The organism is Clostridium sp. Cult2, assembly GCF_021655075.1.
GTDB lineage: Bacteria > Bacillota > Clostridia > Tissierellales > Tepidimicrobiaceae > Schnuerera.
In genome coordinates this window covers 13,350-37,957 of sequence record NZ_PPXX01000014.1, presented here as the reverse complement: position 1 = coordinate 37,957, position 24,608 = coordinate 13,350, and the positions used below count along the sequence as shown (strand labels likewise).

The window sequence follows — 24,608 nt, the reverse complement described above, 5'->3', positions numbered from 1 at the left end:
TTGAAGATGATAAAAGCATATCGGAGCTTCAAAAAGATTATTTGGAAATGAGTGGTTATGAAGTTGTATGTGCTTTTGATGGTAATTCTGGTTTTGAGTGTATTAAAAATGAAGATTTTGATCTAATTATTTTAGATTTAATGCTTCCCAAAAGGGATGGCTTTGATATATTAAGAGAGATATCCAATACAAAACAAATACCTGTACTTATCGTATCTGCAAAATCTGATGAAATATTTAAGATTAAAGGATTAAACTTGGGGGCTGATGATTATATAACTAAACCTTTTGGTATGGGTGAACTGGTAGCGAGAGTGAATAGTCATATAAAAACATATGAAAGGTTTAAACACAGTTCTAAAATGAAGTTGATAACAGTTGGAGCATTATCTATTAATAAACAAGACCGCAGAGTCTATATACATGATAATGAGGTTTTTTTAACTCAGAAGGAGTTTGATTTGCTCTTATTTTTAGTAGAAAATCCAAATAGAGTTTTTAGCAAAGAAGAACTATTTGAAAGGGTTTGGGGCTATGACTCTTTGTCAGACGCATCAACTATAACTGTACATATAGCAAGAATAAGAGAAAAAATTGAGGATAATCCTGAAGGACGCACATTTATTGAAACCGTATGGGGAGCAGGATATAGATTTAAAATATAAGGTGATATTTTCTATATTGGAAAATCTACTTGATGTCATTAAAGATACCGTTGAAGGCCAGATAATATCCGGCAGAGAAGTGAAGATAAGGATTCATCACATCCTTATGGAAAAGTTCAAAAAACGTGATAGAATTGAGTTTTGCTGGTATAGTTGAACAAATTGATATAATAGAATACAAGTGTTTTTTAATAGCTGGCTTGGATTATTGGTTCTGAGTCAGCTATAAATATAATTTGAAAATTATTTTCTTTCAAATACTTTGAGAAAAAGTGTAACCTAAATCTTTATAATTCGTTTATATAGTGAAAGGGGTGTCAATGTGATAAATGCTCAAATGGAAAAATTATATATTAAATATCACAGAGAATTATTTCTCTATGCATTTTCACTATGTAAAAATCATCATTTAGCACAGGACTTAACAAGTGATACCTTTTTCAAGGCATATTTGTCTCTTGATGATGTGAGTTACTTTAAATATTGGTTATTCAGAGTTTGTAAAAATCTATATTTAGATTTTCTTAAGCGAGATAGGGAGTATAGCAGTGAAAATAATCTGGAAGATACTTTGTCTAATAGTGAAACACCATTAGATAAAATAATCGAATCAGAGGAAAAGAAGTATTTATATAAATTAGTAATAAATCTGAATGAGTCATACAAAGAAATTTTTATTCTTTATTATTACTGTGGCTTTTCACTTAAAGAGATTAGTAAATCAAGAAATATTACTGAAGGCGCTGCTAAGACAATGTTATTTAGAGCTAGAAAGAGGCTTAAGGAAAAATTGGAGGGAGAAAATGGATTATAGAGAATTATTAAATCGGTATAAGAAAGGCTTAGTTAATGAAGAAGAGAAACAGTTAGTTGAGCAAGAAATAGAAAAATATGAAGCATTAGAAGAATACATATCAGAAATTTTTGATGAAGAGTTTAAAGATATAACAAAATTATCTAGTGTTGAGAAGCATGATGAAGAAACCACAAAATTAAAGAAAAGTGTAAATGATAGGTTGCGAAAAGTCGTATTTACATCTGTACTGATTGTCGTTGTTCTTTACATAGGTATTTTTTATGTACTGTCAGGCATCGTAGACCTTGTATATTATGATCCTACCGCTGTTACTCAGTCAGAGGAACAAGAATATAAATCATCAGATTTCTACTACGACATGCAGGCTTATGTAAGTCTAAATGTGCCTGGTTATTCAAGTAATTCACTTACATTACAGGAGCCGAAAGGATTTGGAAAATATGAAGTAAGCTACTCTTTGCAGAATCTTTTTACTAAAAACCACCAACGATATTTTGTTAATCTCTCAAAAGGAAAATTGACCTATGCAATCGATGGGATTTTTAGTATGGAAAATCGGTTAGGAATTTGGGAAGGATTTGAGAAAGTAATGTATGATTTTCCTGAGGATGCTAATGAAGATGCGACAACATTAAGGGACAAAGATGTTCAGCGGAAAAATGAAGAAACAATTCGTTATTTAAATGAACTTAATCCACTATCATATATTTCTATGAGTATTGTTTTTAGCGAAGATCTCAACATGGAAGAATTCTATCATATGAGTAGAGAGTGTCCATCACTGGACTTCAAATGGGTAGGAATCCGAACAGTGGATTCAGGAAATCAGTGGAATGAGACTCAACCGATGCATTTAATTGGTTTCAACCCGAATTTTAATGACGAACCGTCCTCTAATCGACGTCCTGACCCTGAAAAATACCCTATTTTTTATCTTTTGGATTTTAGGGAGGATTCTATACTGTCAAAAAAAGATTATCCGGAAGCTATTTCTGAAGCCTATGGGATTCATTTCAGATCACGCTTGGATTATCTGAGAAATCGAGAAGAATTTGTAGAAATCTTTGACTATAATTATTTCAAAACAGACTTCTATGAAGATGCTCTTGCATACATTGATGAGCATGGAGTCAAGACCTATGGAGTTCTTGTTTTTGGAACAGCCGAAGAATTCCTTGAAAATATAGATAATATCCCTTATGATACACTTCATATCAATGAGGTTTTACCTACAAAACCAAATATCTACTATAACTAAAGGAAGACTGCATGGAATTTCATAAAAGCTACCTCCGGGGCAATACACGAAAAATATACCCATAGGATAATGTAATTATTAAATTATATAGGACTTATGTGATACCGCATGTGGAGACTGTGGTGGTTATAGGGTAGGGAGAAATGAATAATAATCCGTAGATTTTCAGCAATACAAGGGGAAATAGATATTTTTAATTATTTAGTATATGGAACTAAAATAACAATTATGGTATAATATTTGACATAATGAATTTTAGGTTTAAAATAGAAATCACAATATTTTGAATATAATTTTCTCTAGATTTATATTAACTAATTTATACATATCTTTTGCAAAGGAGAGGATTATATTGTCAAATAGTAAAAAGACTATGGAATATTCATTTAAGAACTATCTAAAAGAAATGGCAAGATTGAAGGAACAAGAATATGAAGACGAAACATCTATGGATGTGATGAATCTATACACTTTAAAAGTATTAATTGATGAATATGAGGAAAAAGGTAAAATAAATTTGGTTAACCCACATAGGACATTAAAAGAAGAGTTAATGATATATTTTGGAGATGTAGAAAGAACAGAGATTGTCCTTTCCTATTTTGCTATAGCAAAAGATTTAATAGATAATGGAGCAACTTTCAATATTTAGGGTTGCTTTTTAATATTAGAATATAATATCAAAAATATAATTATCATGTTATCACCCGGCACTATCTTTTATGGATTTAGTACCGGGTTTATGCATTTGTAAATAGCTAATGGTCTATCTTTAACCCCATTTAGGCTCATTAAAATTACTTGGACTTTTTATTCTCCTTGCTTCTTCTTCAGATACAATATAGCCAACTATGCCTTTATTATCATATTCTTTGACCAATTTAATAGCTTGGTCTTTAGGCATAGGTTCAGAAAATCTATCATCTGTTATTACAATATATTTTTCATTCATAGGCTTCTTCCTTTCATTTTAATGTGTAATTAGTATATGTTAAATAATAAAAAAAATTCAGAACAAATTTTAAAGGAAATAATACTTCTTGACTTTTCTATCTAGATGTAATATAATTAAAAAAATTGAGTTAAATTCAATGCGTAGAAATAGTAGCTAAATAGATATGGTTTTAGCGAGTCGGAGTTGGTGAAAGTCCGGTACCAGAGTTTTAGCGAATGGATCTACAAGAAGTATGGTGAAATGATTGATATCAGAGTAGCTAATACCGGGGATTTCCCGTTATAGGAATAGGATATATAGTCATTAGATTAGGTATCTGTAAAGGGAGATTATCCATTGGATAATTTAAGCAAGGTGGCACCGCGAGAGTAGTCTTTCGTCCTTTTTTTAGAGGATGAAGGACTTTTTTTATTGATTACAATATAAAGGTGGTGAAGTAGAATGTTGTGAAGTGAACTAGATGATTGGAAATGCAAAGTAATAAAATTAAAAAAAGGAGATGTTTATAATGAGATTGAAAAACAATATTTTTACAACATTGCTACTAGCCATTGGTTTTATTTTGCACCAAATTACACCAGGTATATTAGGTGGGATGAAATTTGATTTTCTACTATCTTTTATGATTGTATCCCTTTTATTAAATTCTAAATTTGAAAATGCTATGTTGACGGGATTGCTAGCTGGTTTGCTTTCTGCTATGACTACTACTTTCCCAGGAGGACAGTTGCCAAATATTATAGATAAAATATTTACATGTTTAATTCTTTTTGTTGTGATTAAATATCTTAGCCAATTTAAAGATAATTCTATAATAGTTGGATTAATTGGAGGTTTAGGAACATTTATTAGTGGAATAATATTTTTAGGTTCTGCTACTTTTATAACGGGTTTACCCGTTCCAATAGAAATGTTAATAATCACAGTAGTAATTCCTACTACCATAGTAAATGGCATTGGTACAGTATTTGTATACGGTATAACTAAAAAAGCCATAAAATTATCAGGAATTGCCCTCCATTAGCTTAAGCTATTAATGCTTGTAAACTAAATATAGTGGCAGGAGATATCCTTGCCACTATATTTAAAAAAGTCTATAGTTGTTGAAATTATGGAGTGGATTATATCTAACCTTTAAAATCAATTTTATTAAGTTTACCTGTTTCATCTAGAGTAATTTGGGTGATTTTAATTAATTTTGGCACATCATCAATTTTAGCGCATTCAAGGACTTGGTATACTTTAGAAGTATCTTTATTTTTCTTAAAAACCTCTCTTAGAAGTTTGAAAATCGAATAGGGGTGTTCTGGATCTTTTATACTTATGAAAGCAGAATTAGGAATAGCCATAGCTTCAGCAATTAACTTCTCAAAATCAATACCGCTTATTCCCGGAATTAAGAAATATTCCACGTCCTCCTTTTTCAAATCGTCAAAACCTTTAACCTGAATGGCTTTAGAATTGATTTTAGCTATAGCCATTAAAGTAGCCATTAGAGGGCGAATACCCCAACCTTTATGGCCCGAGACTATGATGGACTCCTTTTTTCCAATGGAATCTTCTAGGTATTCACCTTGGGGTTCTGTCATAAAATCTTGATCTACTAATTTTTTTAACATTGGGTTCATTCATCAACACTCCTTTGCAATTTGTATACTACTTTAATATAATACCCCTTTTTTTAGATAAATAGTAATTTCCATTTAAAAAGAAAATTCTACTTGACCAAAATAGTAAAAAGTAGTATTATCTAATACGATGGGGATATAGTTCAGTTGGGAGAATGCTTGACTGGCAGTCAAGAGGTCAGGGGTTCGAGTCCCCTTATCTCCACCATTATAATAGGATTACAAAAGGTCTTCTTAATTTATTAAGAAGACCTTTTGTCCTATTATCTCCTAAATAGGTCTAAAAATCTTTCAAAGAAGTTTTTCTCATTTTCTACTTTTAGTTCAACTTTTTCTTTTTCAGCCTCTAATTTTATGGCTGGAGTTTGCATTATAAATTGGGAAGTATTATTATCATTTTTACTATGAACAAAGGAGGTATATTCATTTTTTGTTTTTGAATTATCTAATATAGAAAATCCATCTATTGAATCCTTAATCTTTACCAATCCTTCTTCATTTAAAGTGCTTATACCTTTTGTGATGTTTTTCTGTCCATCAATTAATTTATCTACCTCATTGGGTAATCCTTGAGTTTTATTATTTAATTCTTCAAATCCTTCCATCATAGGTTCAAAACCTGTAAACATTGAATTAATGCCCTCTGTTAGTTGACTGTGTCCTTTATACATATTTTCCAATTCTTTAGGTAAAGGTTCTAACTGTTGATTTAATTGATTAAAACCTCCCGCAATAGTATCAATACCTTTACTATATTCTTGAAATCCTAAATCTAATTTATTGATGTTCTCCCCAATAGCACTCATACCCACGAAGGAATCATTGGCTCCTTGACTCAATGTACTAATGGCCATTCCTTCTTTTATAACTCCTTCAGCAAGGGCCTTAACTCTTGGGTCTTTGCTATTTGATAGGCTTTCTGCTAAGGTTACTAATTTTTTATGGTTAGTGTCAAGTTCATTGAGACCATTTGCCAATTGTTCTGCTCCTTTATTTAATTCTTTAGTTCCATTATTTAAAGATGAAAGTCCTTCCTTAATACTTTGAGTTTCAGTGTCTATTTGATTAAAGCCACTATTTAATTGGTTGATTCCACTGAATAGATTTTGAATATTATCTACAAGAACCTTGAAACCATTATTGAAATCCATAAGGCCTTTAGATAGTATTTTGGTATTATTTCCAATTTCTTTAAAGCTAGAATAGAATTTGGCTATTCCATCACTTAGTGCTTTGAGACCTTCCTTTAAACTATTGGTTCCTTTAGTTAGTTTAGAGGAGCCTTTTTCAAGTTCTTCTGCAGCTTTTGACATTTCATTAATGCCTTCGGAAAAATTATCTATATCTTTTTCTAAGTCATCAGGCAAAATTATACTAGATGAAGTGGAAGATATAATAATGGGTTCTAGTTGGATATTTTTACCTTTAGCTTCAATACTAAACTCCTGATCTTCAATAGGAAGGTGTGTAAATACTACAGTCATAGTCTTACCAACAACAGAACTAACTCCATTTTCTATTTTTATATCAGAAAATATATCTAAATTTAAGGGTATTTGAAATTGGGTAGTCAAATCAGTGCTATTTTTAATGGAGATATTAATTTTTAGATTCCCAGACTTTCCAGCTAGTTTTTCTCCTTCAATCTCCTTCCCATCTAAAAAGTAATCTATATTTATGATCATAGGCAATTCTTTAGTTATAGTACCTTCATAATAGATATCTTTTTCTTTTAAAATTTCAGTATGCCATTTGATTTCATCATCTTCTATTATTGGCTTAACTCCATCTACTAAAACCTTAATATCATCATAGTCACCGAAGTCAATATAATATTTTTCAACGCTATTGCCAGAAATATGATTTACCACCTTAATATTTTTAGTGGTACCATCATGGTTTAAATTCACGTATATGGTTTCATTTCTATTAATTTCTGCTAATACTATAGTTGAAAAAGAGAATAATATGGTAAATATTATCAATAAACTTAAAATTCTTTTCATTATTTTTCCCTCCACTTATTTATTCAACTCCTTTGGCCAATTAATTGTGGTTTTACTTATTATACTATTTAAAATTAACAATATGGAAGGAAGGGCTACTAGAACCAATATTAAACTGATAATTGCTCCCCTGCCTATAAGAAGAGTCAGCTCTGCAGCATTTTTCATACTTGTAATAAGATAGACACTTAACGTACCAGTAAATAATATTAGAGCGGACGTAAGTATAGGCCTTCCTGTATCTTCTATAGTTTTAATAGCTGCTTCCTTTTTATTTGGTATTATTTCTAGATTTTCTTTAAATCTAAAAGTAAATAATATAGCATAGTCTACTGTGGCACCTAATTGTATTGCCCCTATAATTATGAAGGAGATGAAATTTAAAGTAATCCCTTGCATATAGGGTATTGCAAGATTTATCCATATTCCTAATTGAATTACAAATATCAAAATTATAGGTATGGTTAAAGATTTAGATGCTATGAGAATAATTCCACTTATTATGATTATAGATATTATAGTCACATTTTTAAAATCCTTTGAAGTGACTTCTTGTAAATCCAAGTATATGGCAGCTTCCCCAGTTAAATACCATTCATCATATAGTTCAGAGACTGTCATTTTTATGGAATATAAAGCATCGTGAGTTGTTTCCCCTTCCATAGGTAAATTTAAATTTATATTTATTAAAGAATATCTATCCGATTGGAAATTAGCTTTAACATCATCAGGGATAAAATCCTCTGGTATGGTAGTATCTACTAAAGAATATAAACCCTTAACATCATCTACTCCCCTAATATTTTCCAATTTATCTAATAAATCTGATTCTATTAATTTATCACCCTTAGGAACAATAAGGGCAAGTTGGTTTTTGTTTGAAAACAATTTATCTATTTCCCTATTAGCTATATTAGAATTTATTGATTCTGGTAAAGTTTTTTCATCAGCATAATAATATTTTACATTGGACTGGGCTAAAAAGGAGGGTATTGTTATTAGAACAACCATTACTAAAAATAAATATCTATATTTTATTATAATAGTAGAGGCTTTTTTAAAATTAGGTAGAAGTATTTTATGGCGGTATTTTTCTGTCTTTTCATCAAATATCAGTATTAACACTGGTAAAAAGGTAATCACTGATATTAAACTAAATAATACCCCTTTTGCAAGAACTAGACCTATATCCTTACCAATTCCATATTTCATAGCAACAAGGGCAAGGAAACCTCCTATAGTAGTTAGGGAAGATGATAGGATGGAATTAAAGGTTTTTCCAATGGCCTTAACCATAGCTTCATCCCTATTCACTTGTTGGTTTTTTTCTTCAATATATCTATGAAGTAAAAATATTGAATAATCCATTGAAACTGCTAATTGGATAATACTTGCAACAGAATGAGTAGTGAATGAAATATTGTCAAACAGTATATTGGTTCCTTTATTTAATATTATGGCTACTCCTATTGCTATAAAAAAAAGTATAGGCTCTATAAAGGATTCCATGGACATGAATAGGATTATGGAGATTATTATAAAGGCTATAATAGAATAGTAGATAACTTCCTTTGAGGTAATGATTTGCATATCCCTAGAAACTGCTGCAGGGCCTCCTACATATCCTTTTTCTCCTATTATTTCTTGTATTTGTCCTAGGGCTTCAACAGTTGAAAGGGAGTCATTTGAATCCAAAAATGTAACTTGAATTAAATTTGAATCTAAGGATAGGAATTCTTTTTTTATATTTTCATCCATAAAACTTTCTGGTTTTAATATATCTTCTACAGTGCCTATCCAGATTATATCTTTGACTCCTTCTATAGATTCTATAGTTTTTGATATTTTTTCTACTTCCTGTAATGGCATATCCTTTATCATTACATATCCTGTACCATTGATGCCAAAATCCTTTTCTAATATGTTTTTCCCCTTTATAGAGTTAATTTCCCATGGCAAGTAAGCACTTAAATCATAGTTAACTTCCACATAATTATTTCCTATTAATGATAGGACAATAAATATGGCGTATATTATGAGAATAAATTTTTTATGTTTTACCACGAAATTTGCTAAACTATCCACATAAAACCCCCCAATAAAAAAATGTATTTAAACATATGATTAAAACAATTGTTTAAATACATCTTAATACTAAAGGTAAAAAAAATCAATCTTTTATTTCAATGTTGTGTCAATTAGATTTTTTATGTATTTCATCCTTTCTTCTTCTACACTAAAATCTATAAAGACTCTTTTTGTTCCAGAAACGTTGGGCATGACTTGGAATATAATTGGACCCAATATTCCAGAAAAAAGTTGTATATACTTATAATTTAAAATTTCCAAATCATCTATATTGGTTATAGAGGATATTATTCCTTCAATTTGTTCTTTGAATTCTATATTATTGAAGAATTTCTTTATTATTTCAGGATTATAATTTTCATCTTGAAGAACTAAATTTGTTACTAAAGAGATTAGGGCAGGACATTCGAACATGAATTCCATTAAATTATTTGCCCAGATGGTCAGTTTTTCTTTAAGACTGGTAGTTGGATTTTTTATAATTTCATTTTGTATATCATATAGAAGGTTGGAGTAGTGTTTTTCTACCGATTTTAAAAGATTATCTTTGCTATGAAAATGGTAGTTTATTGCAGCTACATTTACCCCTGCTTTATTTGCAATTTCCCTTATTGTCATATCCCCTTTTAAACCAAATAGTTGAATAGCAGCTTCGAGTATTTTTTCTTGTGTAGTCATATATTTATTATCCATAAAATCACTCCTATCTACTCTATTATACCATCTAGCACAAAAAAGAGGATATGACTTATTAGTCAATATCCTCTTTTTAAATCTATTATATTTATTAATTCTTCTTTATTTATATATCTTTTCATATTTTTATATGCGATTTCGTATCTTCTTTTAAAGTTCATCTCTGAAGCCCAAGAGTTGTGTGGGGAGATAATTACATTATCCATATTCCAGAGAGGACTATTCTCTGGTAAAGGTTCAACTTCAAATACATCTAGTGCAGCTTTTTTAATTTTTCCTGATTTCAAATTTTGTATAAGAGCATTTTCATCTATTATACTACCACGGGCTATATTTATTAGGTAAGACCCATCTTTCATATTATTAAAGATATCTTGATTTACAAGATGATGTGTCTTTTTAGTATAAGGAGCTGCTACTATTAAAACATCCCATTGGTTTACAACCTCATTTATTTTATCTATACTAAAACATTGGTGGAAATATTCTGCTTTTTTTCCGCTAGAGTTTATTCCAATTATATTTACGCCAAATCCTTCAAATCTCTTTGCAGCTTCTTGAGCAATAGAACCGGTTCCAATAAATCCTATGGTTTTTCCATAGACTTCTAAAAGTGAAGTATCTGATTTCCAGTGTTTTTTACTTTGCTTTTCATAAAATTCCTTGCTATTTTTATACATTTCTAATGTTTTCAGTATAATCCATTCTGCTATAGGGATACTATATCCCCCTCTATTATTAGTTAGGATTATATTTTGATTTAACACTTTTTCTACTGGTACTTGATTGATGCCTGCACTTAGAAGTTGAATCCACTTTAAGTTTGGTAACATACTAATATCAATTTTATCGAAAGGGTTAAAACATACCATCATGTCTACATCTTTCATATCATCAGAAAAACTTATATCTCTCTCTTCTTTAAATATTATTTCATAACCTAACTCTTTTAAACTTTTAAACTCTTCATCTGTATATTTAAAAGTGATAAGTGCCTTCAAAATGAACCCTCCTTCTTCTTTTGTTAATTATATTCCATTATAAATAATAAATTATAAATTTTTAAAAATCCAATCTACTAAATCTATGCAAAGATTAGCTGTAATATCGTTTTCATCTAAGTGAGGATTTAATTCTACTAAATCCATAGATTTTATTAATCCTGTGTTTAGAAATTCTTTAAGTATTAGTTTTCCTTCTTCTAAGTTAAAACCATTTTCTACTGGAGTTCCAGTTCCAGGAACTAGACTTTTATCTAATGCATCAATATCAAAACTTAGATGGATTGCATCCACATTAGAATTATTTACTTTATTGATGATTTCATGTATAACGGATTTTAAGCCAACCATTTTAATATTATCCATAGTATATAAGTTTAAGTTTAATTCTTCTGCCAGTTTAATTTCTCCTTCATCCAAATCTCTAGCACCAACAATAAATACATTTTCAGGTTTTACCTTAGGACCATCATAGTAAACATTGACTAAGGAAGACTCTCCAGCTCCTAAAGATGCACCTAAAGGCATACCATGTGCATTACCAGATGGGGATGTTTCATGGGTATTGATATCACCATGGGCATCTACCCATATAACTGCTAAATTATTATGGAATTCACTAGAACCTGAGATGCTACCTAAACCAATGGAATGATCTCCTCCAATTATGAAAGGGAAACTATTTGAACTTAATGCACTAAAAACGGAATGGGCCAAGTTGGTATTTATATCAATTACAGGCTTTAAATACTTGATTTTCTTATGATGGGCGTATTTATCTTCTTCTGGAATATGGGGGATATATAGATTACCTAAATCATAAACATTTTCTTTATATTTTTTTATTGTATCTAATATACCTTTCTGTCTTAACTTTTCTGGTCCATACTGAGCGCCTTGGCGATCACAACCATACATAATGGGTACTGCAATTAAACTAATATCCATTATTAAACCTCCTTATATCATAATATTTGACAAAAATAGCACCTTATACAATTTTATTATATCATTTATAATATTTAGGACAAGGTACATTTTGAATGTTTAGAGAATTTTCAAAGAAGACCAAAGACTAGAAAATCAATTAAAAAAGTAGTAGAATGGATATACTAATATAAACTTAAGGGGTGTATTATGGTTAAATATTATTATGCAGTTAAGGAAGGCAGAGAAAAAGGTATATATGAGACTTGGGACGAATGTCAGGCTCAGGTAAAAGGGTATTCTAAAGCTATATATAAGAAATTTTCAAACTATGAAGAAGCTATGGATTTTATTAAAAGCAATGAAAAAACTTCCAGGGAAAAAGAAATAATGAAATTAAAAGAAAATGAAATGGTCGCCTATGTAGATGGTAGCTTTGATGTAGATAATAAATATTATAGTTTTGGTGCTGTTATATTTACCAGTGATGGAAAACAAACCTATTCAAAAAAGGAAAATGACATAAATTTAATAGATATGAGAAATGTTGCTGGTGAAATAAGAGGGTCTATATTTGCTATGGAAGAGGCTTTGAAAAGTGGAAAGGAGATTTTATATCTATACTATGATTATATGGGAATTGAAAAGTGGGCCCTTGGAGAATGGAAAACCAACAAGTATGGTACTAAAGAATATAAAAAGTATTATGATTCAATAAAGAAAAGATTAAAGGTGGTATTTATTAAAATTAAAGCTCATTCTGGAGAAAAATACAATGAAGAGGCAGATAGATTAGCCAAGGAAGCTTTAGGTATTAAATAATGAAGGACTCATTTAAGTCCTTCATTATTTCCTTACATTAATGTAGAGAATAACTCCTGTGTTCTTCTTTGATTATATTTTTTCAAAGGTTACATTATTTTTTTCCAGTAATTCTATAGCATAATCATCAATCCTATAACTATTTTTATAATAAATTTTTTTAATTCCTGCTTGTATTAATGCTTTTGTACAATTAAGACAGGGGAAATGGGTGACATAGACTTTACATTCTTTTACTGGAATGCCTTCCTTAGCACAATAAAGCAGGGCGTTCATTTCGGCATGTATAGTGGCGATACAATGACCATCTCTAATAGTATGTCCCACATCATCACAATGGGGATTACCTGAAATTGAGCCATTATATCCAGTAGAGACTATCCTATTATCATCATTGACAATCAAACATCCTACTTCTGCCCTATCGCAGGTAGAGCGAGTTGCCACTATTTCAGCTATTTGCATAAAATATTCATTCCAAGATTTTCTTTTTCCCATTTATCTTTTCTCCTTTTCGAATAAATAGATAATTATATTATATATTATCATATTTTATTATTTTGTTGAACTTTAATTGTAGAGTATATAGATATATTTATTTAAATATAATATAATGTAAGTGTTTAGAAATTAATTTTTATTGAGGAGAATAAAATGAGATATATTATTAAAGAAAAAATTTTTACATTTGCAGATAGATTTAATATTGAAGATGAACATGGATATCCCAAATATGAGGTGGTAGGAAAAATATTTTCCTTAGGGAATAAATTGAATATCTATGATTTAAATGGAATAGAGCTTATCTATATAGAACAGAAAGTATTTAGATTTTTGCCTGAATATGATATCTACAAAGAAGGAAATCTTATTGGAAAGATTAAAAAGGAATTTACATTTTTCAAGCCAAAATTTTATATTGAAAGTACCTATGGGAATCTTACTATTGACGGAGACATATTCCATCATAATTTCAATATTTCTAAAAATGGTAAGCCTATAGCATGGGTAAATAAGAAATGGATTTCCCTTTCTGATACCTATTCTGTGGAAATATTAGATGAGGAAGATCAACCTTTTATCTTATCCATCATTATTGTATTGGATCAGATATTTTATGATGGCAATAGAAATAATTCTTAAAGATTTGAGAGTTTAATAATCTTTGCATTTTAACACATTCATATAGAAATATACCTAAATAATATAAATCTTAATGATAGAAAGGACCTCTTATTAAAATTTTAGTCGAATAAAAGGACAAGCTAAATAATCATCAGTTTGTCCTTTTATCATTAATACTTGCATAAATATTGTTTAAAATATAAGTATATAAAAAGAGAGGTGGTGAAAATATGGTAGATGACAAAATTATAAAAAAGTTATTAACCATAATAAAAGACGAAACTCTACCAGCCCTAGGATGTACGGAACCTGTTGCTGTAGCTTATGCATCTTCTGTTGCAAATAAATATTTAAATGAAGAAATTGAAAGATTAGAAATAAAATTAAGCAAAAATATATTTAAAAATGGGAAATCAGTTATTATTCCTAATACAAAGGAATGGGGACTAGATTTAGCAGGTGTCTTGGGGATTATAAGTGGGAATCCAGAAGACCAATTGATGGTTTTAAAAAATGTAAATGAAGAACATATTAGGAAAGCTCATGAGATACTAGAAAAAGGGAAAGTATCTGTGGATTATTTGGGAAACACTTCGGATATATATGTGGAAATATTAGCACATGGAAAAGATAGAATTGTGGAAGTAGTATTAAAGGATGCTCATAACCATATAGATAGTATTAAAGTAGATGGGAAAATTGTTTATAGAGGTGTTTTGAATAAAGACAAGGGATTAGCTTCGGATTTTATAAAAAATTTGTCATTTAAAGATATAATAGCGATTTCAGAATCTATCCCCATAGAATATATTGCATTTCTGGAGGATGGGATAGAGATGAACAGAAATGCAGCAGAAATGGGAATAGAAATAGAAAATGGATTAAACATAGGAAGAGGTCTTATAAAACTACAAAGGGAAGGAATGCTGAAAAACGATGCTCCAACTAGGGCAAGAATTTTAACTGCAGCAGCTGCAGATATTAGGATGGGTGGAGGGAATTGCCCAATAATGACTAGTTCGGGTAGTGGTAATCAAGGCCTAGGAGTGGTTTTACCCATAATAGTAGTTGCTGAGGAAAAGGAGATAACAAAAGAAAGATTAATAAGAGCTATATTTTTTGCCCATATAGTAAATAAGTATGTAAAATTACATACTGGCAAATTATCTGCTATGTGTGGTTGTGCTATTGGTGCAGGAGTTGGAGCTAGTGCAGCCATATCTTGGATGTTAGGTGGAAGTGAAGAGCAGATAAATGGAGCATGTAATAATATGTTAGCCAATCTTACTGGTATGATATGTGATGGGGCTAAGGAAACTTGTTCGTTAAAATTATCTACATCAGCAGAAGAAGCAGTCCTTGCTGCATACTTGGCAAATGAAAACATTATAGTCAAACCCAATATTGGAATAATTGGAGGGACTATAGAAGAAACCATTAAGAATTTAGAAATTCTATGTAAAGAAGGATTTTCAAATACAGATTCAATAATTGTTAATATAATAAAAACAATGGGTATAAATTAACAAACAAATATGTAGCTAGGAGGAATTGAAATGTTCAAAGAATTTAAAGAGTTTGCAGTAAAGGGCAATGTAATCGATTTGGCAATAGGGGTTATTATAGGGGGAGCTTTTGGAAAGATAGTGTCCTCTTTAGTTAACGATGTTATTATGCCTATAATTGGTGGATTAATTGGAAAAGTTGATTTTAGTAATTTTTTTATTAGTCTTGATGGTGGTAATTATTCGACATTACAACAGGCTAAGGATGCAGGGGCAGCAACTTTGAATTATGGTTTATTTTTAAATACGATTATTGAGTTTTTAATAATTGCCTTTTCATTATTTTTAGTTGTTAGGCAAATCAATAGGTTTAAAAGAAAAGAAGAGCCAACTCCTGTAACAACTAAACAATGTGAATACTGTTTTAGTGAAATACCTTTAGAAGCTAAAAGATGTCCTCATTGTACTTCAATATTAGAAGAAAAATAGGTTTTAAAATAGAGGATTCAATTATATAATATAAGGATAATCAAATCTTTGCAGGAGGGTTGTTGTGAAAAAGATTATAATATTTTTGTTGATTTTTACTCTGTTTTTTCTTAATACTTTCTCAATGGCTCATGAATTAGGAAATAATAGAATCATTACTGTTTCTATGGCTGGAGATGTAATGATGGATGGTTCTATTAAAAGGCAAATTGATAGAAATGGTTATGCCTATCCTTGGGAAAAGGTAAGGAATTATTTTCAAAGTAGTGATTTATCTATAGTGAATTTAGAGACTAGCATAACTACACGGGGTAAAAAATGGCCAGAAAAGGAATACAATTTTAGGTCTTATCCTGAAACCTTGAAACCAATGAAAGAAGCTGGAATAGATGTGGTAACCTTAGCTAATAATCATACCTTAGATTATGGATTTGAAGGATTAATGGATACTCTAAATCATTTAGAAAAGAATGAAATTGCTTATGCTGGTGGTGGCAGAAATAAAAGAGAAGCATTAATGGGTACTGTTATTGAAAGGGAAGGAGTAAAGATTGGAATAATATCCTTTTCTAGGGTTATTCCTGATGTGAAATGGTACGCTACAGATAAAAAGCTAGGTTTAGTGGGAGCCTATGATGGTTATACCAAGGATATGATGAAAAGAATAGAAGAGTTAAAAAAGGAAGTAGATATTGTAATTTTGTCTATTCATTGGGGAAAGGAAGGAAATGTTGAACCTAGGCCTGAAGAAATAGCAGTTGCTAGAAAAGCTATTGATATGGGTGCGGATATTGTAATGGGACATCATCCTCATGTTTTACAAGGTATAGAAGTATATAAAGGGAAACCCATATTTTATAGTTTAGGAAATTTTGTTTTTGGTTCTAAAAATGATTTAAACAGAACTACTATGATTGGTCAGGTGATTATTGAAGACAAAAAAATTGATAGGATAAAAATAATTCCCTGCACCATAATAAATGGAAGACCTATCCCAGTAGATGATGAGAAAAAAAGAGAAAAGATAGATTATATAAAAGCCCTTTCAAGTCCTCTTAAAACATCAATTTCAGAGGATGGAATTATAGAGATAAATGATAATATTATACAAAAAAAGAGGTGGAGGTGCTATGTACGGGCTTGTATTAGAAGGTGGAGGAGCCAAAGGCTCTTATCATATCGGGTCTTATAAGGCAATAATAGAAGAAGGTATTGATATTAAGGGTATTGCTGGTACCTCTGTAGGTGCATTGAATGGAGCGATGATAGCTCAAGGTGATTTTGAAAGAGCCTATGAAATATGGCATGAAATTTCTTATTCTAAAATTATTAATGCTAGTGAGGAAGATATAAAAAGAATAAAAAGCAGAAAATTAAGCAAAGAAGATATTTCTTTATTAGTAGATAGTTTTAGAGGATTTTTTGTGGATAAGGGATTAGATATAACACCTTTAAAGAATCTACTCTCAGAATTAATAGATGAGGATAAGATTAGACATTCTGGTAAAGACTTTGGGATTGTGACTGTTTCTTTAACGGATTTAAAACCCTTAGAGATATATATTGAGGATATTCCTTATGGGCAACTGGTTGAATATTTAATGGCTAGTGCTTATCTACCTGTTTTCAAAACTGAAAGGATAGATGGTAAAAGATATATAGACGGAGGAATTTATAATAATCTACCTGTAAACCTATTGAAGAATAAAGGGTATACGGATTTAATAGTTGTTAGGACTCATGCTCCAGGAATCGTTAAGAAGATAAATTCTGATGGTTTAAATATTATTACTATTTCACCTAAAGATAATTTGGGAAAGGTTTTGGATTTTGATAGAGAAACTGCTCGGTATAATATCAAATTAGGGTATTATGATGGGCTAAAAGCGTTAAGAGGGTTGAAAGGATACCATTATTATATTGAATCTATAGAAGATGAAGATTATATAATCAATTATCTGTTTAATTTAGAAGAGGAAAAGATATCAAAACTTAGAGAAATATTTAAAATAGAAGGTGTACCTGATAAAAGGGCATTGTTTGAATTTATTATTCCTAAATTATCCTCTACTTTGGGAGTAGAAAAAGAAGCAAATTATGAAGATATATTAGTATATCTATTAGATAAATTGGCGGAAATCTATGGGATAGAAAGATTTAAAATCTATACTTTTCATGATTTACTAGACTTAGTTAGAGAAAATCAGAATTCTGAAGAAGATGAAAAAACTAGGATATTCGATAGGATAATAGAAAAAGTAGATGTACTATCTTTTTTTACAAAGAATGATTTAATCAAAGAAGTAGGGAAGATTATTTTATAAATTAATTTAATAATTGATAATTTCTTGACAATTTAAAAAAATTAGTATAAGCTAGTATTGGATTAAGGGGTGCTCAATGTATTGGGCTGAGAAGAGAAATTCAAGTTCTCTACCCGTTGACCTGATCTGGATAATGCCAGCGTAGGGAGAATATTATTGTACTTGTTTATAGGAATATTGTATTTAATCCTCTCTGGTATTTACCAGAGAGGATTTTTTATTACCCATACATAAATATAATTTTGTTAGAAAAAGACTAAAGGAGGAATTAGTGATGAATGCAAGTGTTGCTATTCAAGTATTACCAGGAGTTGAATCTAAAGAACAGATAATATCCATTGTAGATGAGGTTATTGCATATATTAAAGGTACTGGCTTAACTTACTATGTAGGACCTTTTGAAACTACAATTGAGGGTGAATATGAAGAATTAATGGAAATTGTGAAAAAATGTCAATACATTGCCATTGAGGCTGGATGTCCATCTGTAATGTCCTATGTAAAGATTAATTTTAGGCCAGAAGGTGGTGTTCTAACTATTGATCAAAAGGTTTCAAAGCATCACAAGTAAAATATCATCATATTCAGCAATAGTAGGGATACTTATTATTTGGCAAATTTTATCTATTATAGAAGTGGTACCAAAGTATATGTTACCATCGCCTGTAGATATGGTAAAGGCTTTTATATTGGATTTTCCACTTCTTATGCATCACTCAAAGGTGACATTGTTAGAAGCATTTTTTGGACTAAGTATTGGGGTAATATTAGGATTTATTGTTGCTGTATTAATGGATAGATTTCATTTCGTATATAAGGCAATTTATCCCGTGTTAGTCATTACTCAGACTATACCAACAGTAGCTATAGCACCACTATTGGTTTTGTGGTTAGGATATGGTATAGCACCAAAAGTTACCCTAATTGTAATTGTAACATTTTTTCCTATTACAATTGGTTTATTGGATGGATTTATGTCTGCAGATCCAGATACTATAAAGCTTCTAATGTCTATGAATGCTTCAAAATATCAAATATTTAGACATATTAAACTACCAAGTTCCTTATCCCACTTTTTTGCTGGCCTTAGGATATCTGCTTCCTATTCAATAGTAGGTGCAGTAATCGCTGAGTGGCTTGGAGGATTTAGCGGTTTGGGAGTGTATATGATTAGGGTCAAGAAATCCTATTCTTTTGACAAGATGTTTGCAGTAATATTTCTTATATCAACAATCAGTTTATTATTGATGAGAGGTGTGACAGCTCTACAAAGGATAAGTATGCCATGGACAAAGAATGAGAATAATTTACAAAATAATATATAAAACATAGAAGGAGAATAATAATGAAAAATAAATTAATAATTTTAGTTTGTATATTAGGAATAATAGCTACTATGACTGCTTGTAGTAAGAAAAGTGAAGAGAAAATAACCATTGTCCTTGACTGGACCCCAAATACCAATCATACTGGATTGTATGTGGCTCAGGAGAAAGGATACTTTAAAGAATCAGGTCTTACAGTAGAAATTGCTCAACCACCAGAAGGTGGAACTGCAAGTATTGTAGCTGCAGGAAAGGCACAATTTGGAGTTGATTTCCAAGATTCCATAGCTCCTGCTTTTGCCACAGATGAGCCACTTCCAGTATCAGCGGTGGCAGCTTTATTACAGCATAATACATCAGGTATTATATCTTTAAAAGGTAATGGGTTGGATACTCCAAAGGGTATGTGTAATAAAGTTTATGCAACTTGGGATATGCCTATTGAGAAAGCAATAATAAAATCGGTGGTGGAAGCAGATGGTGGAGATTATGATTTAATCCAAATGATTCCTAGCACTGTAACAGATGTTGTGACTGCGCTTAATACGGATGTAGATGCAGTATGGGTATATTATGCTTGGGATGGTATTGCAACAAAGATTAAAGGTGTAGAGACAGATTTCTTTGCTTTTAAAGATATTAATCCAGTATTGGATTATTATAGCCCTATGTTAATTGCTAACAATGAATATCTTGAAAACAATAAGGAAGAAGCTAAAGCATTTCTAAAGGCAGTAGCAAAAGGTTATGAATATGCTATAGAATATCCAGAAGAAGCAGCCAATATATTGATTAAGGCTAATCCAGAATTAGATGAAGATTTGGTTCTAGAAAGTCAAAAATGGATTTCAAACCAGTATAAAGCAGAGATAAGCCAGTGGGGGTATATTGACCAAGAAAGATGGGATAACTTTTATTCTTGGTTATTCCAAGAAGGTCTTATTGATAAGGAAATTCCTGCAGGATTTGGTTTTACTAACAATTATCTACCTGCCGATTAAACTAATAGGTTAAAAGAATTAATAAATGGAATAGAGGTAGGTTTAGGATGAAGAAACTTAGTGCATATAATATATCAAAATCCTATGGGGACAAAGAAATAATAAAAGATATTTCATTAGAGGTATATGAGGGAGAAATAGTATGTCTATTAGGAGTCAGTGGTGTTGGTAAGACCACATTGTTCAATATATTATCTGGATTATTAGTTCCTAATCAAGGCAAGGTACTATTTGATGATGTAGATATTACTGGAGAAGCAGGTCATATTAGTTATATGTTGCAAAAAGACCTGCTACTACCTTATAAAACTGTTCTTGATAATGTATCATTGCCACTTATATTAAAGGGAGAAAGTAAGAACAAGGCAAGAGCTAAAGCAAGTAACTACTTCCAAACATTTGGAATAGATGGAAGTCAAAAGAAATATCCTCACCAATTATCAGGTGGAATGAGACAAAGGGCAGCTTTGCTTCGTACCTATTTATTTTCACAAGAGGTTGCACTACTAGATGAGCCCTTTAGCGCTTTGGATACCATAACTAAAAGTGCCATACATTGCTGGTATCTTAAGGTTATGGAAGAGATTAAATTGTCAACCTTGTTTATTACCCATGATATAGATGAAGCTATTTTACTATCCGATAGAATTTATATTATGACTGGTAAGCCTGGACAAATTACTTCAGAGATGAAGATTGATTATCCAAAACCAAGAGGAGAAGAATTCCCATTATGTAAAGAATTTATTAGTTATAAAAAGCAAATTTTAAGTATATTACATGAGAATTAACCATATATTTAAAAAATCAATATTTAAATAAACATATGAATTATATATAAGTAGGTATAATCTATTATTTACCAGTTACAAAAATTTAAGTTAAAATTTTGAAAAGTAGTTGCTATTTATTTTAATACAGGTTATAATTAGGTTGTAACTTTAATTCATAAGTAAAGCATGTTTTTTAATTTTACTCATTTGGAATTGATTATAGAAATAAGATTTATATAGATTATTTAATCTCCAAATCTTTATTTCTTATTAAGGCCCTGTGAATTAAAGGAAATAAATTTTTGGAGGTAATTATAAATGACTAACGGTAAAGTTAAATGGTTTAACTCAGAAAAAGGTTTTGGATTTATTCAAACTGAAGATGGAAATGATGTATTTGTACACTTTTCACAAATCAATAAACAAGGATTCAAAACTTTAGAAGAAGGGGAAGAAGTGACTTTCAGAATAGTTGAAGGTCAAAAAGGCCCTCAAGCAGAAGACGTTACACCAGTTAAGTAATTTTAAACCCTAAAGCCATTGGCTTTGGGGTTTTATAAAGTGAAGACCTATTATAATATAAAGCGGTCATATATGACCGCTTAAATTTTTATATGGGGGTTATGTAATGGATATAGATGATATTATTAGAAAAGTAAAGGATAGAACACCAAGACCCTTGGAGGTTAGACAAAAATATGCAGTTCTTATTCCTTTAATAAAAAACAAAGATAGATGGGAAATAATCTACGAATTAAGGGCAAAGAATTTAAAAAGACAGCCTGGGGAGATATCTTTTCCTGGAGGACAAGTTGAAAAAGGAGAAACTTATATGGAAGCTGCCATAAGGGAAACTATGGAGGAACTTAATATTCAAAAAGAAAATATTAATTTAATTGGAGAACTGGATTATCTAGTTTCCCATTCAAATACAATAATTCATTCATTTTTAGGTACAATTCATAATATAGATGTGGATAATATTAGGCCAAATAAGGATGAAGTAGATCATATATTCACAGTTCCCATAGATTTTTTCATTAATAATGAACCTAAATTATATTATATAGATTTACATGCAGCTATAAGTAAAGATTTTCCATATTATCTTATACCTAATGGGGAAAATTATAATTGGAGATTTGATAAACATTCAGTCTATTTTTATAATTATAAGAATTATATAATATGGGGATATACTGCAAAGGTGACTAAACATTTTGTGGATATAATAAAATAAGTTCTCTATATGGCACAGACCATAATAGAGAACTTTGTTTATTGTTCTTCAATTATTTTATTATTTAAATGGATTCCATTTTCTAATTGTCTTAAATCTCTAATTAAAAAGAACCCAGTTAAAATGGAGGCAATTAAATCAGATACTGGACCAGCTAACCAGACTCCTGTTAAACCAAAGAATTTTGGTAAAATCAATAAGGAAGGTATTAATACCAACACTTGTCTAGATAAACCTAAAAAAGCAGCATGTTTAGGTTTACCAGTAGCTTGAAAATAATTAGAACTAACTATTTGGAGACCTATTATGGGTAACATGGCTAAATACATTCTTAATCCCTTAATACCCACACCCATTATAGTATTCATTTCTGTGCCTTTCTCTAGGAATAGGCCAAATAATTTATGGGGTATGGTTTGGGTAATTAAAAAGCCTAAAGTTACTACTGAAGTTGCAGCTATTGCTGCCTTTTTTAAAGCCTCCTTAACCCTATTATATTTTTTTGCACCGTAGTTATAACCAATAATAGGCTGGGCACCTTGGTTAATGCCAAAGACTGGCATAAGTATTAACATGGTTATGCTGTGAATAACTCCCATACTTGAAATGGCAACGTCTCCTCCATAAGTATTCAAACTATTATTTAGAATAGCTGTTACCAAACTTGCAGCTAATTGCATACTAAAAGGAGCAAAACCAACTGAAAAAATATTTTTCACAATATACTTTCTCAATTTAATATTTTCTTTTTTCAATTTCAACATACTTCTACCATTTATAAAATGGCTAATAACCCAGATGGCAGATACTGCTTGTGAAATAATAGTAGCTAGAGCTGCACCTTTTATTCCCATATTAAATATAAATATAAAAATATAGTCTAATATTATATTTAGAATTGCTCCTATTAGCATAGTAATCATTGCAATTTTTGGATTACCTTCTCCTCTAATAAAAGCATTTATACCAAAACCTACAGCCTGGAAAGGTGCACCTATAAGGATTATGGACATATATTCTACAGCATAAGGTAAAATAGTATCACTTGCACCAAAAATTTTAAGTAAAGGTTCTATAAAGATTAGACCAGAAATACTTAAGGTCAATGAAACAATGAATAATAGTAAAAAAGCATTGCCTAGTATCAATTCAGCTTCGTCTTTTTTATCCTCTCCTAATCGTATAGAAGATAGTGAATTCCCTCCAAATCCTATTAACATACCAAAGGCCATAAGTATTAAAGCAACGGGTGAACTAACAAATATTGCTCCAATTCCTATACTACCTACACCTTTACCAATAAATATTCGGTCTACTATATTATATAATGCATTAACCAACATACCTACTATAGCAGGTATAGAAAATTTCAAAAGAAGTTTACCAATTTCCTCTTCACCTATAAATCTTGATTTATCGTTTTTCGTCTTCATTGATTATCCCTCACTTTTTCCAATACTCCTACGATAGTTTTTAGACTATTATTAAATTTTTCAATTTCTTCCTTAGAAAGGATGCTAAAAAGTTCCTCTATTCGTTTATTAAAATTTTCTTCTTGTCTTATATAATATCTTTCACCTTCCTTAGATAATTTAATAATGATTTTTCTTTTATCTTTTGGATCATCTTCTCTATATACTAGATTCATACTTTTCATAGAATCAATTAAAGTAGTAATACTGCCTTTCTCCATATCCATACACTTACCCAATATGGTAGGAGTAATTTCTTTGGCTCTACCTAGAATCAGTATTGCCTTTATTTGATTTTTAGTACAATCGTATTCGTCATCTATTTTTCTTTTAAAAGTTGGAGTAAATAAACTATGAAATAATGACATGAATTTTATTAAACCATGTCTAGTACTTATAATAGTATTATCCACAATATCATCACCTTAAACAAAAAAGTAGTTAGAATTCTAATAATTAGAATTCTAACTACTTATTCTATACTTTCTTTC

At 30.3% G+C, this 24,608-nt stretch carries 27 protein-coding genes, 1 tRNA gene, 1 riboswitch and 1 other annotated feature; of the genes, 18 read left to right on the top strand and 10 right to left on the bottom strand.

Translation table 11 applies throughout. The features are described from left to right. The 4 genes from C3E90_RS01785 to C3E90_RS01770 all read left to right on the top strand — a co-directional run. On the top strand, positions 1 to 665 hold a 665-nt coding region (locus tag C3E90_RS01785; RefSeq protein ID WP_236913834.1), incomplete at its 5' end, for a response regulator transcription factor. Between the two features lie 322 nt (positions 666 to 987). After that, positions 988 to 1,479, top strand: coding sequence for an RNA polymerase sigma factor (locus tag C3E90_RS01780; RefSeq protein ID WP_236913833.1), 492 nt, complete (start codon positions 988 to 990; stop codon positions 1,477 to 1,479). Continuing rightward, entirely contained in the window at positions 1,469 to 2,740 is a 1,272-nt protein-coding gene (locus C3E90_RS01775) for an anti sigma factor C-terminal domain-containing protein (protein WP_236913832.1), read from the top strand. Before C3E90_RS01780 ends, C3E90_RS01775 begins: the two co-directional genes overlap by 11 nt. Positions 2,741 to 3,092: 352 nt before the next feature. Beyond that, positions 3,093 to 3,392, top strand: coding sequence for a hypothetical protein (locus C3E90_RS01770; RefSeq protein WP_236913831.1), 300 nt, complete (start codon positions 3,093 to 3,095; stop codon positions 3,390 to 3,392). A 120-nt stretch (positions 3,393 to 3,512) separates the two neighbouring features. Here the strand turns inward: C3E90_RS01770 and C3E90_RS01765 are convergent, their stop codons facing one another. Next, positions 3,513 to 3,692, bottom strand: a complete 180-nt coding sequence (locus tag C3E90_RS01765; protein ID WP_236913830.1) for a hypothetical protein — start codon at positions 3,690 to 3,692, stop codon at positions 3,513 to 3,515. Between the two features lie 130 nt (positions 3,693 to 3,822). Further along, positions 3,823 to 4,082 (top strand) — a binding site (T-box leader). Positions 4,083 to 4,203: 121 nt separating this feature from the next. Between C3E90_RS01765 and C3E90_RS01760 the strand changes: the two genes are divergently transcribed. Continuing rightward, entirely contained in the window at positions 4,204 to 4,719 is a 516-nt protein-coding gene (locus C3E90_RS01760; protein ID WP_236913829.1) for a tryptophan transporter, read from the top strand. Between the two features lie 103 nt (positions 4,720 to 4,822). On the opposite strand, the gene C3E90_RS01755 is transcribed toward C3E90_RS01760, so the two are convergent. Beyond that, positions 4,823 to 5,323: a hypothetical protein gene (locus tag C3E90_RS01755; protein ID WP_236913828.1), complete on the bottom strand. Its 501-nt coding sequence runs from the start codon at positions 5,321 to 5,323 to the stop codon at positions 4,823 to 4,825. A gap of 132 nt (positions 5,324 to 5,455) precedes the next feature. Between C3E90_RS01755 and C3E90_RS01750 the strand changes: the two genes are divergently transcribed. Continuing rightward, positions 5,456 to 5,531: transfer RNA gene (locus C3E90_RS01750), tRNA-Ala, on the top strand. Positions 5,532 to 5,586: 55 nt separating this feature from the next. Here C3E90_RS01750 and C3E90_RS01745 read toward each other — a convergent pair. The 5 genes from C3E90_RS01745 to rocF all read right to left on the bottom strand — a co-directional run bounded on the left by C3E90_RS01745 (position 5,587) and on the right by rocF (position 12,062). After that, complete coding sequence (locus C3E90_RS01745) at positions 5,587 to 7,329, bottom strand: hypothetical protein (RefSeq protein ID WP_236913827.1); 1,743 nt, start codon at positions 7,327 to 7,329, stop codon at positions 5,587 to 5,589. A gap of 15 nt (positions 7,330 to 7,344) precedes the next feature. Further along, complete coding sequence (locus C3E90_RS01740) at positions 7,345 to 9,414, bottom strand: efflux RND transporter permease subunit (RefSeq protein ID WP_236913826.1); 2,070 nt, start codon at positions 9,412 to 9,414, stop codon at positions 7,345 to 7,347. 93 nt (positions 9,415 to 9,507) lie between these two features. Then, the gene (locus C3E90_RS01735; protein ID WP_236913825.1) at positions 9,508 to 10,110 is read right to left on the bottom strand and encodes a TetR/AcrR family transcriptional regulator; all 603 of its coding nucleotides are present in this window, start codon (positions 10,108 to 10,110) and stop codon (positions 9,508 to 9,510) included. Positions 10,111 to 10,172: 62 nt separating this feature from the next. Then, positions 10,173 to 11,114, bottom strand: a complete 942-nt coding sequence (locus tag C3E90_RS01730; RefSeq protein WP_236913824.1) for a phosphoglycerate dehydrogenase — start codon at positions 11,112 to 11,114, stop codon at positions 10,173 to 10,175. 51 nt (positions 11,115 to 11,165) lie between these two features. Then, positions 11,166 to 12,062 carry an arginase gene (gene rocF / locus C3E90_RS01725; RefSeq protein WP_236913823.1) on the bottom strand — a complete coding sequence of 299 codons (897 nt, stop codon included), beginning with the start codon at positions 12,060 to 12,062 and terminating at the stop codon, positions 11,166 to 11,168. A gap of 189 nt (positions 12,063 to 12,251) precedes the next feature. On the opposite strand from rocF, the gene C3E90_RS01720 reads away from it, so the two are divergent. Next, positions 12,252 to 12,863, top strand: coding sequence for a ribonuclease H1 domain-containing protein (locus C3E90_RS01720; RefSeq protein ID WP_236913822.1), 612 nt, complete (start codon positions 12,252 to 12,254; stop codon positions 12,861 to 12,863). A 72-nt stretch (positions 12,864 to 12,935) separates the two neighbouring features. Here the strand turns inward: C3E90_RS01720 and C3E90_RS01715 are convergent, their stop codons facing one another. Next, positions 12,936 to 13,361, bottom strand: coding sequence for a deoxycytidylate deaminase (locus tag C3E90_RS01715; RefSeq protein ID WP_236913821.1), 426 nt, complete (start codon positions 13,359 to 13,361; stop codon positions 12,936 to 12,938). A gap of 135 nt (positions 13,362 to 13,496) precedes the next feature. On the opposite strand from C3E90_RS01715, the gene C3E90_RS01710 reads away from it, so the two are divergent. The 11 genes from C3E90_RS01710 (at position 13,497) to C3E90_RS01660 (ending at position 22,645) form a co-directional block, all read left to right on the top strand. Then, complete coding sequence (locus C3E90_RS01710; RefSeq protein ID WP_336512997.1) at positions 13,497 to 14,006, top strand: LURP-one-related/scramblase family protein; 510 nt, start codon at positions 13,497 to 13,499, stop codon at positions 14,004 to 14,006. 212 nt (positions 14,007 to 14,218) lie between these two features. Next, positions 14,219 to 15,514 carry an L-cysteine desulfidase family protein gene (locus tag C3E90_RS01705; RefSeq protein ID WP_236913819.1) on the top strand — a complete coding sequence of 432 codons (1,296 nt, stop codon included), beginning with the start codon at positions 14,219 to 14,221 and terminating at the stop codon, positions 15,512 to 15,514. Positions 15,515 to 15,544: 30 nt separating this feature from the next. Then, the gene (mscL, locus tag C3E90_RS01700) at positions 15,545 to 15,982 is read left to right on the top strand and encodes a large conductance mechanosensitive channel protein MscL (protein WP_236913818.1); all 438 of its coding nucleotides are present in this window, start codon (positions 15,545 to 15,547) and stop codon (positions 15,980 to 15,982) included. Positions 15,983 to 16,046: 64 nt separating this feature from the next. Then, positions 16,047 to 17,174 (top strand): CapA family protein, encoded by a 1,128-nt coding sequence (locus C3E90_RS01695; protein WP_236913817.1) that lies wholly within the window; start codon positions 16,047 to 16,049, stop codon positions 17,172 to 17,174. After that, positions 17,113 to 18,306 carry a patatin-like phospholipase family protein gene (locus C3E90_RS01690; RefSeq protein WP_236913816.1) on the top strand — a complete coding sequence of 398 codons (1,194 nt, stop codon included), beginning with the start codon at positions 17,113 to 17,115 and terminating at the stop codon, positions 18,304 to 18,306. Before C3E90_RS01695 ends, C3E90_RS01690 begins: the two co-directional genes overlap by 62 nt. 55 nt (positions 18,307 to 18,361) lie before the next feature. Then, positions 18,362 to 18,471: riboswitch (TPP riboswitch) on the top strand. 109 nt (positions 18,472 to 18,580) lie between these two features. Next, positions 18,581 to 18,877: a thiamine-binding protein gene (locus C3E90_RS01685; protein ID WP_236913815.1), complete on the top strand. Its 297-nt coding sequence runs from the start codon at positions 18,581 to 18,583 to the stop codon at positions 18,875 to 18,877. Continuing rightward, positions 18,846 to 19,631 (top strand): ABC transporter permease, encoded by a 786-nt coding sequence (locus C3E90_RS01680; protein ID WP_236913814.1) that lies wholly within the window; start codon positions 18,846 to 18,848, stop codon positions 19,629 to 19,631. Before C3E90_RS01685 ends, C3E90_RS01680 begins: the two co-directional genes overlap by 32 nt. A gap of 71 nt (positions 19,632 to 19,702) precedes the next feature. Then, positions 19,703 to 20,632, top strand: a complete 930-nt coding sequence (locus C3E90_RS01675) for an ABC transporter substrate-binding protein (RefSeq protein ID WP_442870549.1) — start codon at positions 19,703 to 19,705, stop codon at positions 20,630 to 20,632. 47 nt (positions 20,633 to 20,679) lie between these two features. Beyond that, positions 20,680 to 21,423, top strand: a complete 744-nt coding sequence (locus tag C3E90_RS01670; RefSeq protein WP_236913812.1) for an ABC transporter ATP-binding protein — start codon at positions 20,680 to 20,682, stop codon at positions 21,421 to 21,423. 300 nt (positions 21,424 to 21,723) lie between these two features. Further along, the gene (locus C3E90_RS01665) at positions 21,724 to 21,927 is read left to right on the top strand and encodes a cold-shock protein (RefSeq protein ID WP_236913811.1); all 204 of its coding nucleotides are present in this window, start codon (positions 21,724 to 21,726) and stop codon (positions 21,925 to 21,927) included. Positions 21,928 to 22,033: 106 nt separating this feature from the next. Next, entirely contained in the window at positions 22,034 to 22,645 is a 612-nt protein-coding gene (locus tag C3E90_RS01660) for an NUDIX hydrolase (RefSeq protein WP_236913810.1), read from the top strand. A gap of 38 nt (positions 22,646 to 22,683) precedes the next feature. On the opposite strand, the gene C3E90_RS01655 is transcribed toward C3E90_RS01660, so the two are convergent. Further along, entirely contained in the window at positions 22,684 to 24,078 is a 1,395-nt protein-coding gene (locus tag C3E90_RS01655; protein WP_236913809.1) for an MATE family efflux transporter, read from the bottom strand. Further along, positions 24,075 to 24,530, bottom strand: a complete 456-nt coding sequence (locus tag C3E90_RS01650) for a MarR family winged helix-turn-helix transcriptional regulator (protein ID WP_236913808.1) — start codon at positions 24,528 to 24,530, stop codon at positions 24,075 to 24,077. The genes C3E90_RS01655 and C3E90_RS01650 overlap by 4 nt, the downstream gene beginning before the upstream one ends. Between the last annotated feature and the right edge of the window lie 78 nt (positions 24,531 to 24,608).

Coding starts and splice junctions, on each gene's coding strand:
- C3E90_RS01775 (WP_236913832.1), top strand. CDS start 1,469: ATGGATTATAGAGAATTATTAAATCGGTATAAGAAAGGCTTAGTTAAT.
- C3E90_RS01765 (WP_236913830.1), bottom strand. CDS start 3,692: ATGAATGAAAAATATATTGTAATAACAGATGATAGATTTTCTGAACCT.
- C3E90_RS01760 (WP_236913829.1), top strand. CDS start 4,204: ATGAGATTGAAAAACAATATTTTTACAACATTGCTACTAGCCATTGGT.
- C3E90_RS01755 (WP_236913828.1), bottom strand. CDS start 5,323: ATGAACCCAATGTTAAAAAAATTAGTAGATCAAGATTTTATGACAGAA.
- C3E90_RS01745 (WP_236913827.1), bottom strand. CDS start 7,329: ATGAAAAGAATTTTAAGTTTATTGATAATATTTACCATATTATTCTCT.
- C3E90_RS01735 (WP_236913825.1), bottom strand. CDS start 10,110: ATGGATAATAAATATATGACTACACAAGAAAAAATACTCGAAGCTGCT.
- rocF (WP_236913823.1), bottom strand. CDS start 12,062: ATGGATATTAGTTTAATTGCAGTACCCATTATGTATGGTTGTGATCGC.
- C3E90_RS01720 (WP_236913822.1), top strand. CDS start 12,252: ATGGTTAAATATTATTATGCAGTTAAGGAAGGCAGAGAAAAAGGTATA.
- C3E90_RS01715 (WP_236913821.1), bottom strand. CDS start 13,361: ATGGGAAAAAGAAAATCTTGGAATGAATATTTTATGCAAATAGCTGAA.
- C3E90_RS01705 (WP_236913819.1), top strand. CDS start 14,219: ATGGTAGATGACAAAATTATAAAAAAGTTATTAACCATAATAAAAGAC.
- mscL (WP_236913818.1), top strand. CDS start 15,545: ATGTTCAAAGAATTTAAAGAGTTTGCAGTAAAGGGCAATGTAATCGAT.
- C3E90_RS01690 (WP_236913816.1), top strand. CDS start 17,113: ATGTACGGGCTTGTATTAGAAGGTGGAGGAGCCAAAGGCTCTTATCAT.
- C3E90_RS01685 (WP_236913815.1), top strand. CDS start 18,581: ATGAATGCAAGTGTTGCTATTCAAGTATTACCAGGAGTTGAATCTAAA.
- C3E90_RS01675 (WP_442870549.1), top strand. CDS start 19,703: ATGACTGCTTGTAGTAAGAAAAGTGAAGAGAAAATAACCATTGTCCTT.
- C3E90_RS01670 (WP_236913812.1), top strand. CDS start 20,680: ATGAAGAAACTTAGTGCATATAATATATCAAAATCCTATGGGGACAAA.
- C3E90_RS01665 (WP_236913811.1), top strand. CDS start 21,724: ATGACTAACGGTAAAGTTAAATGGTTTAACTCAGAAAAAGGTTTTGGA.
- C3E90_RS01660 (WP_236913810.1), top strand. CDS start 22,034: ATGGATATAGATGATATTATTAGAAAAGTAAAGGATAGAACACCAAGA.
- C3E90_RS01655 (WP_236913809.1), bottom strand. CDS start 24,078: ATGAAGACGAAAAACGATAAATCAAGATTTATAGGTGAAGAGGAAATT.